The following is a 9150-nucleotide window of genomic DNA, read 5'->3' on the forward strand; positions in this document are numbered from 1 at the left end:
TGGTCACCGACATCACGCGAAACGAGGACCCCGAGGCGCGCACGCGAGAATGGATCGAAAAGACAGGCCGATGGCGCTGAGGAGAGACCCTTATGTGCTTGTCATCGGTGGGTCTGACTCCAGCGGGGGTGCCGGACTTGTGCGCGATATCGAGACGATCTCCTCCATTGGCGTGCGCACCTCGCTGGCTGTCACCGCGCTGACGGTGCAGACGCACGAGGCCGTCAAGGAGATCCATCAATCGCCACCAAGCCTGGTGGCCGACCAGATGCGCGCCGCGCTGCAGGCGAACAAGGTGGCTGCCATCAAGATCGGCATGCTTGCGAGCCCCGAGATCATCTTTGCCGTTGCCGCCGTGCTGCGCGAAAATCCGCGCGTGCCGGCGATACTCGACCCGGTGCTGGCCTCCACGTCAGGCCGGGCGCTCCTGAAAGCCGGCGCCGTCGCGATCATGAGGCGTGATCTGATGCCGCTTTGCCGTCTGGTCACCCCCAATCTCATCGAACTGGCGCTTCTTATCGGCGCGGAGCAAGCGATCGATGAGGATGACGCGGTCTGGCAAGGCCAGGAACTCTTGGCCGCCGGCGCGCAGGCCATTCTGATCAAGGGTGGCCATGCAGCGGGACCCCGATCTACCGATATTCTGTTGCGCCACGATCAAGAACCAATCCGCTTCGACATGCCCCGCCTTGCCGCGTCGATGCGCGGGACGGGGTGCATGCTGGCCAGCGCGATTGCGGCACATCTGGCGAATGCGAGCCCACTCGAAGAAAGCGTGCGCAAGGGCAAGCTGTTTGTTTTCGAGAAGCTTCAAAAGAATGCAGCCGAATGATAGTGGCTTACCCGCCTAAGCGTAGAGCGCCATCGCTGGCGCGCCTCTTCCCTCGAATGCTGTCTAGCGACGGACCCAATCGAGTCTGGATTTCACCGAAGATAGGCATTTCAGCAAGTGTTGAAAATTGCATTTCCAGTGAAAGTTCCTGGACATCGTTTCAGTAAATGTGCTATTTTCAGCAAATGCTGAAAGCGCCCAGTTCGCTGAAGGAGGTAGAAGAACAAGCCGAGCAAGCCTTGACAAGACTGCTCGCGTCCATTCCTCCGATCAAGATCGATAGAATCGAGGCGTCCCCATCCGGAGGTCCCGACCGAGGTATCGATCTGATCGCCCACATTCGCGCTTTCGGGGCCAGACATGTTCTCCTCTGCGAAGTCAAATCGACCGGACAGCCTCGGCACGCCAGGGACGCGATCACACAGCTTCATCGAGCAGCGGCTGGGCTGAGCGAAAAACATGCTGTTCCGGTTTTCATTGCTCCGTTTCTGATGCCGCAGACGCGGGATATCTGCACCGAGGCCGGCGTCAGCTTTTTAGACTTTGAGGGCAATTGCCGCCTTGCGTTTGATGGAGTCTTTGTCGAACGCGTCGTCCCCACCAAGCCCGCCACCGAACGGCGAGAGGTTAAATCGATCTTCAAACCGAAGTCGGCGCAGGTCTTGCGAACCATGTTGCGCAACCCGGGCCACTTCTGGCGTGTAACCGAGCTCGCAGAGCGCGCTCAGGTGAGCCTCGGCCATGTAAGCAACATGCGCACCGCGCTTATCGCGCGGGAATGGGCAAAGATCGGCGAAGACGGGATATCGCTGACGGAGCCGGATAATCTTCTCGACGCTTGGCGGGACGTGTACGAACCACCCGCCGGACGGCGAATGGGCTTTTACACGACGTTGCACGGAAAGGCCTTCGACGAAGTCATTCGGCGCAACGGCGAGCCTGATCCATCATTGAGCCAGATGGCGCTGGCGTCGTTTTCGGCAGCGCAGTGGTTAGCTCCGTATGCGCGTACCGGAACACATTTTTTCTACGCCAGTGCCAATGGTCTCGAGCGGGCTCGTACCGCCCTCAATCTGAGTTCAGCCGCCCGCGGCGAGAATGTTGTGGTTACGGTCCTAAAGGACACGGGCCCGCTGCTCGATACCATTGAGCCCTCCCCAGGGATCTCCACCACCAGCCCAGTGCAGACCTATCTTGACCTCTGGGTAGCGGGAGAACGCGGCAGGGAAGCGGCGGAGTACTTGCGGAAAGAGAAACTCAAATGGCACGTGTAGCCGTTCCGGAAGCGCAGTCTGCCGCTGAATATGATGACCGCACCACCCAGGCGGTGAAATCCGTGCTGCTCGAAATCGGCCAGATCCTCGGCAGTTTCAAAGGCAAGTTTGCCGTTATCGGTGGCGCAGTGCCCTGGCTCCTGCTTGAGAACGATGAGATGCGGCATGTCGGTACGCTCGATGTCGATCTCGGGCTTGATGCAGAGGCGCTAAGCGACGGCGAGTATGCCAAGCTCGTCGAATCGCTGATGGAAAACGGCTACAAGCAGAGCGACGAGTTGCGAGCCTTCCAGCTCGTCCGCAATGTGCCTGCCAAAGATGGCGGTGAAGCCATCGACGTGATAGTCGATTTCTTGCGACCGATCGACGCCAAGATTGTCAAGAACCGGCCGCCGCTTATCGAAAAATTTGCGGTTCAGCGAGCGGATGGCGCGGAGCTTGCTCTTCGCTTTTATCAGTACGTCGCAATAACAGGCGACATGCCTGGCGGCGGTACCAATCAGGTCAAGATCGCTGTCGCATCAATTCCCGCCTTGCTCGCGATGAAAGGCTTTGCCATCCAGAACCGGCTGAAGCGCAAGGACGCCTACGACATATATTATTGTGTGCGCAATTATGGCGGAGGGATCGAAGCCCTAGCCAAGGATTGCGAGCCCGTCCTCGCAGTGAAGGAAGGCCAAGAAGGATTCGGATATATCAACGGCAAATTCGACCAGGTGGACGGGTTCGGTCCGACAAGTGTTCGCCAGTTCGTTGAAGAGACAGACCTACTCGGTGAGCGGACCCCTGATCAGTGGCAGCAGGATGCATTCGGTCAAGTCGATGCCTTGCTGCGGGCGCTCGGGTTGAGGAAATAGTCCAGCCGCGGCCATTTCAGTTGCCGGCACCAGCGGCGCAATCGTCAGGTGGTACCGCGCGGGACAAGTCGAGACTAGCGCGGCATTGAAGCGAGAAAACATTGCTCGACGAGAGCTGCCCGAGGCGTTTAAGGCAACTCGCCGGCCTCTTGGTTGGCGCGCTGAAAGATCAGCTCAAAGCCAACATGCGCCGGGCAGAGGATGCCGTTAGCGGCATCGCTACGCTCTACGAAGCCATCGATACCGCCGCAATGACGGACATTTGATTTGGCGGGCCATCATCGACAGCCTCTACATCGCTACGGATCTAGGAACCGCGGCGTGGGACCATCATCTCGGACAGAACCTTCTTGGAAGGAACAACCGTCAGGTAGCCGATCGTGAAAGGCAGCGCCGATTTGTCGACCCAATTGGCTGCTACCAACTTGGTTGTGCGGAATGCGAGGTAGCAGCCCGCGCCAAGCTCCTCGAGTTGCCTGAACATTCCGTCGACTTCCTGCTGATCGGTCCGTTTTTCGGAGAACGAGATGTCATCGGCAATGTCGCCGAGGTCGCGCAATGGATGCTGCGATCTCCTTCGCCTCTGCAGCGATTGCATCATCGGCATTGAACAGATAGCCGTCCGCCTCATACGCTATGCGCGCCAACGCTTCTCCGGAGATGGCTTTCGTCACCGGCATGCGGATATGGTCGGGAAACTGCTTCTGGACCTCGTCGTCCTGAATCTTCCGAAGGCCATCAAACAGCTCGTGGACGCCCTTGATAAATTCCGGATCGTCAAACACGTTCGACGACAAAGTTCTTCCCATCCGCGATTTCGACGCGCCGATCGAATTCGAGGGCGTGGATGCTGTCGACAAAGGCAGCACCGGTGACATTGTGGCGCAGGTGTATCGCTTCCAGGTGTACCTATTGCACAAGGACGTGGAATTGGTGGGAAGTGAACCAGCAATCGCGCACGCCAATTCGATGTCCAACATCCTTACGACGACCAATGAGATGAGAGCCGTCCAGACGGAGAGAGGACAGAGCAGCGATCAGGGAAGGGACTTCGTGACGCTCGCGTTTCGTGATGCAATGGCGGCCGCCAGGCGCTAAACCGAAAGGGTGAGTAGATTCTCGCAGTAGTCAGACCAAGTTTAACAGAATGTTTTTTGCGAAGATCGCCGAAAATTGGAAATTTACAAAGAATTGAACGAAGTATAGATCGGGACACTCTATCTGCCGCACGATGCGGAAAAAAGAACAGTGCGAGATTGTTTTGCAGCTCGTCGACGGCGCATGGAGGCGCTCACGCCGTTCTTCGCGTTCTCGTATTTCTGAAGCTGTTGAAACACCTCGTCTGAGACACTCGGAAAAGTATGGACAAGGGTGGGGACCATCTCAGCTCTGAATTGCACCTACCCAAATCGGCGGATGGCGGTCGAGCCAACCATTGGCCGCTTCAAGCTGCGCGGATAGGGTCAGCAGTAAGTGATCCTGGCCTTGGCGCGCGACGAGCTGAATCCCGATCGGTAGACCGTTTTTTGCATGCGATAGCGGCAGCGACGCGGCTGGTTGGCCGGTGACGTTGAAGATCTCCGAGAAGGGCGCAAAGCTGAGGCCAGCCTTGATCCAGGCCTCATATTCGAAATTGGCCGATCTTCCGTCGATCACGCCCAACGCTGGCGGTAGAGTGGCTAGGCTCGGCGTGAGGATCATATCGAAATCCGCGAAATGCTGTGCCATGGCGACTGTCGCTTCATGTGCGCGCTGACGTGTCTCGGCAAGCTCTAGCGCGGTCATGCGCCGCACCTTCTGCAGGATGGCCCAACTCGCGGCCTCCAGCTCATTGCGCACGGGTCCACGGCCTATCTCCTTAGCGCGCTGAGTGACCTCCCCCGCAACATCCATCATCCAAAGAGACGATGAGCCGATGTCTTCATCCAGCAGAGATGGGAAACCATGCGACTCAACGTGATGACCTAGCGCCTCCAGCTGTTTCGCCCCCTCATCGACTGCAGCAAGGATTTCAGCATCGACAGTGACACCGCCGGGTGCGCGCGTGACGCACGCGATCCTGAGCCTTTCGACTGGCTCCTTGAGTACTGCGAGATATGAGGGCACCGACTTTCGCACCATGTATCGTCCGGCGAGTTCTGGTCCTGCGGTCACGTCAAGCAAAGCAGCACTATCACGCACCGAACGTGAGATGACGTGGTCCGAATTGAGGCCAGCGCCAAGCTCCGCATAGTGGGGGCCGAGCGGATTTAAACCACGTGTTGGCTTCAACCCGAAAAGACCACAGCAAGCTGCTGGAATTCGGATGGAGCCGCCTACATCCGTGCCATGGGCGACCGGCATCATGCCGCTCGCTACCGCTGCCGCCGCACCGCCACTCGAGCCGCCGACCGTAACGCGCTTGTCCCAAGGGTTGTAGGTGATACCACGCCAGGTAGTCTCGGTCACGGCATCCTCGGCAAATTCGGGTGTGTTCGATCTACCCAGAAAGATCAGGCCCGCTTTGCGCCAGCGCTTGACAATTTCGCTATCGCCCTTGGGCTGGGCCTCTCTGAAGAAGCGTGATGCGAAAGTGGTCGTCCATTCCGCGACAAAGACGTTCACGTCCTTGATAAGGAACGGAACGCCAGCGAGAGGGGCGGAATTATCGACCTCGCGGGCCGCGTCAAGAGCACGCTCGGCATCGATCAAAAAGGCTGCATTGACCTCTGGATTGATACAATCCACGGCGGCTAGCGCGGCCTCGATGATCTCCAGCGGCGACACCTCGCCTTTGTGCACGAGTTCTGCTAGCCCCACAGCGTCGTGCCGAGCATAGTCCCTGAGTCTCATATCTTCAGGCTTCCCCTGTCATTCGGCCACTAGGCGATCCACGTGACAGCGGATCGGTTGCAACGCAGTTTTCGCGATAAATCTCACCAAGCTTTGCCTACCCGGACCGTCAATCACTAGCGGCCATACTTCGATATATGGCTACGTAACGCGCGCGATTCCTAATACGACCGCATCTTGCAAGAACTCGTCCCGGTTCCGGCGAGCCGCGCCATTTGTTTCAATTGTCTTGGGGGAGGCCTTCTCTTTGCCGGCATCAAATCTCTCCCTTTACTGCGGGCCTTGGATGCAGCCATTGTCGCCTCATTCTATAGGCGGGACTGGCGCGATCGGTCGAGGACCCAATCCATAACTGAATTTATAGCGATGGTGAGAACTGCAATCGCCGCGGCGGGTATCAATGGAGTGAAGATGAGGAAGGAAATCATCATCGCATTCTCACGGACCATCGAGCCCCAATCTGCCAGCGGCGGCTGCAGGCCGAGCCCAAGAAAACTGAGCGCGCTGATAAAAAGGAACACGAAGCAGAAGCGGAGTCCGAATTCGACCGCAAGCGGCGGCAGGACATTGGGCAGGATTTCTTCCCGGATCAGGTACAGCGCGGGTTCCTTGCGCATCTTTGCTACTATGAAATAGTCTTGGACCACCACCCCCAAGGCGACAGCTCTCGCCAATCGAAAGACGCGCGTGGATTCGAGCACTGCGATGACGAGCACTAGCGTCAGGACCGACGTGCCGAAGATCGTCAGCATCATCAGCGAGGCGATCAACGATGGAATCGCCATTATGACGTCCACGATCCGCGACAGGATATAATCAATCCAGCCACCCAGCGCAGCCGCCAGCAGCCCGAAGACAACGCCAATGAAAAAAGTCAAGAGCGTTGTAACGAGCGCGATACCGACCGAATTGCGTGCACCCCAGATCAATCTACTGGCGACATCCCGGCCAAGGTTGTCTGTTCCCAACAGATAATGGCTGCTCCAGCCCATAAACTGCCGTCCGACAATCTCGGTCTGGCCGTAAGGGGCAAGAAGCGGTGCGAACAAGGCCACAAGAACATAGACCGCGATCACCGAAACGGCGATGCGTATCCGCCAGGGGACATACCTTTTGTTTCTGCTTTGACTCGTCATGCCCACGTCATCCTCGTTCTTGTGCGCGCGGGTTGGCAAGTATGGACAGAATGTCGGCCAAGAGATTAAGTGATATGTAGGTTGCAGCAAAGATCATGCAGCAACTTTGTACAACGGGCACATCGCGCTTGGATACGCTGTCGACCAGCAGCAGCCCAAGGCCGGGATAAACAAAGGCGACCTCGACGATGACGACACCGGTAATCAGGTAGGCAAGGTTGAGCACCACAACATTTATGATGGGCACCCATGAATTGGATAAAGCATGGCGGAGTATGATCACGCTATGTCGTAATCCCTTGAGCTGTGCCATCTCGATATATGGAGTGGACAGAATATTAATGATAGAGGCCCGGGTCATGCGCATCATATGTGCGGTCACAACAAGAGTAAGCGTGATCGCTGGGAGGACCGTTCTGTAAAGCCGTTCCAAGAACGGCAGCCCGTCGTTGATATTGGAGATGCTGGGAAACAGGCCGAACTTGACCGCGAGTACGCCAATAAGGATGTAGGCTAAGAAAAATTCGGGCGTGGAGATCGCGGCAAGGACAAAGGAATTGGCTAAACGATCAAAGATTGAACCGCGCCAAATGGCAGTAAGAATCCCGAGGCCTAGCGCGATGGGAACTGAGATAAATGCAGCAAACGCGGCCAGAAATATTGTATTGCCCAGCCGCTGCCAAATAGTTTTGGCAATGTCCTGACCGTTGGCCAGCGATTTGCCCATATCACCAATCACAAAGCCGCCGAGCCAGTGCACATATCTTAGCCAGGCCGGTTGGTCGAGATGCATCTGTTCTCGCAGGGTGGAAATCGCTTCGGGCGTGGCTGATTGGCCCAAAAGCACTTGTGCAATGTCGCCGGGAAGCAATTCGACGGCAAAGAATACCAGGAGCGAGACGATCAGCAACAGTGCGATGCCAATCGCCAGGCGACGCAGGACTAGGCGCGCGATGGAATTCACAAGCACCTCCGAAGATCATGGGTGGAAAATGGAGCTAGGCACCTCCTGCCGTTGTGGGCAGTACGGCGAGCTCGATCACTCCTTGGTGTATTCCACGCCATCTGAATTTGTGCCTTAGACAGAGAAATTCTCCGCATCGCATTTGACCTGAATTGCTGGACAGTTTCCTCGTCTCCCAGGTCAAGATCAACGGACCGAAGGGGTTCAGAAGCGTTAGTTAGGCAGTCACCACGGTTATGGGGCATGAGATTCGGGCCGCATCCATCCGGCTGACCCAGCACAGTCGCTCCATTTTGCCGACTTTGGGCCTGAAAGAAAGGCCGCATAAGGCCTGAGAAGCCGCCCCATGGTGTTGGCCGTAAGCCATACGATGCCGCAATAATGTCCCCTTCGGTAAGGCCGGTCGGGACAACCGCTATCTGTCAAGGTCAGGCGAACCACCAGCGATCCGCCAGCTTATACCCGTCCATGTCCCAGTTCACGGCGACAGGACCATGCGCGAGCTTGTCGCTTTTGGCCAGTATGTCGGCTGCGAAGACCGGGATGCACTGGCCCCCGTTCCCGCTGACGATCCGCTGCATCTCCACATACATGTCTCGGCGTTTCGTCTGGTCCAGCTCGGCACGCGCTTCCAGCAAAAGTTTGTCGAACCGCTCATTGGCCCAGAAAGCGTCATTGTAGGATGCGGCACTGTAGTAGCCTTCGGTAAAGATCCAGTCGGCGGTGGGTCGTCCGCTCCAATAGGACACGACCCAAGGCTTCGCACGCCAGACATTGCTCCAGTAGCCATCGCTTGGTTGACGTACGACTTCGATCTCGATGCCCGCGGCGCGCGCGCTTTCCTGGACGAGAACAGCCGCATCGACGGCGCCTGTAAAAGCTCCTTCGGAGGTGTTGAGCTGAACCTTCAGGCTGCCGAGACCGGCTTTCTTGAGATGGAACTTCGCCTTGTCCGGATCGTAAGCCCGTTGTGGCAGTTCCGCTGGAGTAGCAAAGTCACGAAGGCTGTTTGGAACTGGGTGGTCGTTGCCCAGATAGCCGAATCCATAAAGAACACGGTCCAGCAAAAGCTGACGATCCATTGCGTATTTGATCGCTTCTCGAACATTGTTGTCCTTGAAGGGCGCCGTATCGCAGCGCATCGGCAGCGTGTAGTGCAAGTAGCCATTCTGGACCACCAGTTCGATGCCACCAACTGCGGCCAGCAATCCGGCCGTGGAACGGTCGACCGCGTTCATTACGTCAATGTCCCCGG

General features: G+C 57.2%; 10 protein-coding genes. 4 read left to right on the top strand and 6 right to left on the bottom strand.

Features of this window, described 5'->3' with window-relative positions; all coding sequences use genetic code 11:
• Positions 1-70: 70 nt before the first annotated feature.
• From thiD to ABID19_RS34000, 4 genes are all read left to right on the top strand, one after another.
• Positions 71-832: a bifunctional hydroxymethylpyrimidine kinase/phosphomethylpyrimidine kinase gene (thiD, locus tag ABID19_RS33985; RefSeq protein ID WP_263807254.1), complete on the top strand. Its 762-nt coding sequence runs from the start codon at positions 71-73 to the stop codon at positions 830-832.
• Positions 833-999: 167 nt separating this feature from the next.
• Positions 1000-2106 (top strand): type IV toxin-antitoxin system AbiEi family antitoxin, encoded by a 1107-nt coding sequence (locus ABID19_RS33990; protein WP_263807255.1) that lies wholly within the window; start codon positions 1000-1002, stop codon positions 2104-2106.
• A gap of 62 nt (positions 2107-2168) precedes the next feature.
• Complete coding sequence (locus tag ABID19_RS33995) at positions 2169-2963, top strand: nucleotidyl transferase AbiEii/AbiGii toxin family protein (protein ID WP_354494831.1); 795 nt, start codon at positions 2169-2171, stop codon at positions 2961-2963.
• Between the two features lie 101 nt (positions 2964-3064).
• The gene (locus ABID19_RS34000) at positions 3065-3229 is read left to right on the top strand and encodes a hypothetical protein (RefSeq protein ID WP_263807257.1); all 165 of its coding nucleotides are present in this window, start codon (positions 3065-3067) and stop codon (positions 3227-3229) included.
• 41 nt (positions 3230-3270) lie between these two features.
• Here the strand turns inward: ABID19_RS34000 and ABID19_RS34005 are convergent, their stop codons facing one another.
• The 6 genes from ABID19_RS34005 to ABID19_RS34030 form a co-directional block, all read right to left on the bottom strand.
• Positions 3271-3522 (bottom strand): hypothetical protein, encoded by a 252-nt coding sequence (locus ABID19_RS34005; protein WP_263807259.1) that lies wholly within the window; start codon positions 3520-3522, stop codon positions 3271-3273.
• On the bottom strand, positions 3494-3841 hold the full coding sequence (locus ABID19_RS34010; protein WP_263807261.1) for a hypothetical protein: 348 nt from the start codon (positions 3839-3841) through the stop codon (positions 3494-3496). The genes ABID19_RS34005 and ABID19_RS34010 overlap by 29 nt, the downstream gene beginning before the upstream one ends.
• 505 nt (positions 3842-4346) lie before the next feature.
• Complete coding sequence (locus ABID19_RS34015; RefSeq protein WP_263807262.1) at positions 4347-5795, bottom strand: amidase; 1449 nt, start codon at positions 5793-5795, stop codon at positions 4347-4349.
• 308 nt (positions 5796-6103) lie between these two features.
• The gene (locus ABID19_RS34020; protein WP_263807264.1) at positions 6104-6931 is read right to left on the bottom strand and encodes an ABC transporter permease; all 828 of its coding nucleotides are present in this window, start codon (positions 6929-6931) and stop codon (positions 6104-6106) included.
• Positions 6932-6938: 7 nt separating this feature from the next.
• Positions 6939-7895 (bottom strand): ABC transporter permease, encoded by a 957-nt coding sequence (locus ABID19_RS34025; protein WP_263807265.1) that lies wholly within the window; start codon positions 7893-7895, stop codon positions 6939-6941.
• A gap of 428 nt (positions 7896-8323) precedes the next feature.
• Positions 8324-9142, bottom strand: a complete 819-nt coding sequence (locus ABID19_RS34030; protein ID WP_354494834.1) for an ABC transporter substrate-binding protein — start codon at positions 9140-9142, stop codon at positions 8324-8326.
• Between the last annotated feature and the right edge of the window lie 8 nt (positions 9143-9150).

The organism is Mesorhizobium robiniae (genome assembly GCF_040545535.1).
GTDB lineage: Bacteria > Pseudomonadota > Alphaproteobacteria > Rhizobiales > Rhizobiaceae > Mesorhizobium > Mesorhizobium robiniae.

Coding starts and splice junctions, on each gene's coding strand:
- thiD (WP_263807254.1), top strand. CDS start 71: ATGGCGCTGAGGAGAGACCCTTATGTGCTTGTCATCGGTGGGTCTGAC.
- ABID19_RS34020 (WP_263807264.1), bottom strand. CDS start 6,931: ATGACGAGTCAAAGCAGAAACAAAAGGTATGTCCCCTGGCGGATACGC.
- ABID19_RS34015 (WP_263807262.1), bottom strand. CDS start 5,795: ATGAGACTCAGGGACTATGCTCGGCACGACGCTGTGGGGCTAGCAGAA.
- ABID19_RS33990 (WP_263807255.1), top strand. CDS start 1,000: ATGTGCTATTTTCAGCAAATGCTGAAAGCGCCCAGTTCGCTGAAGGAG.
- ABID19_RS34010 (WP_263807261.1), bottom strand. CDS start 3,841: ATGTCACCGGTGCTGCCTTTGTCGACAGCATCCACGCCCTCGAATTCG.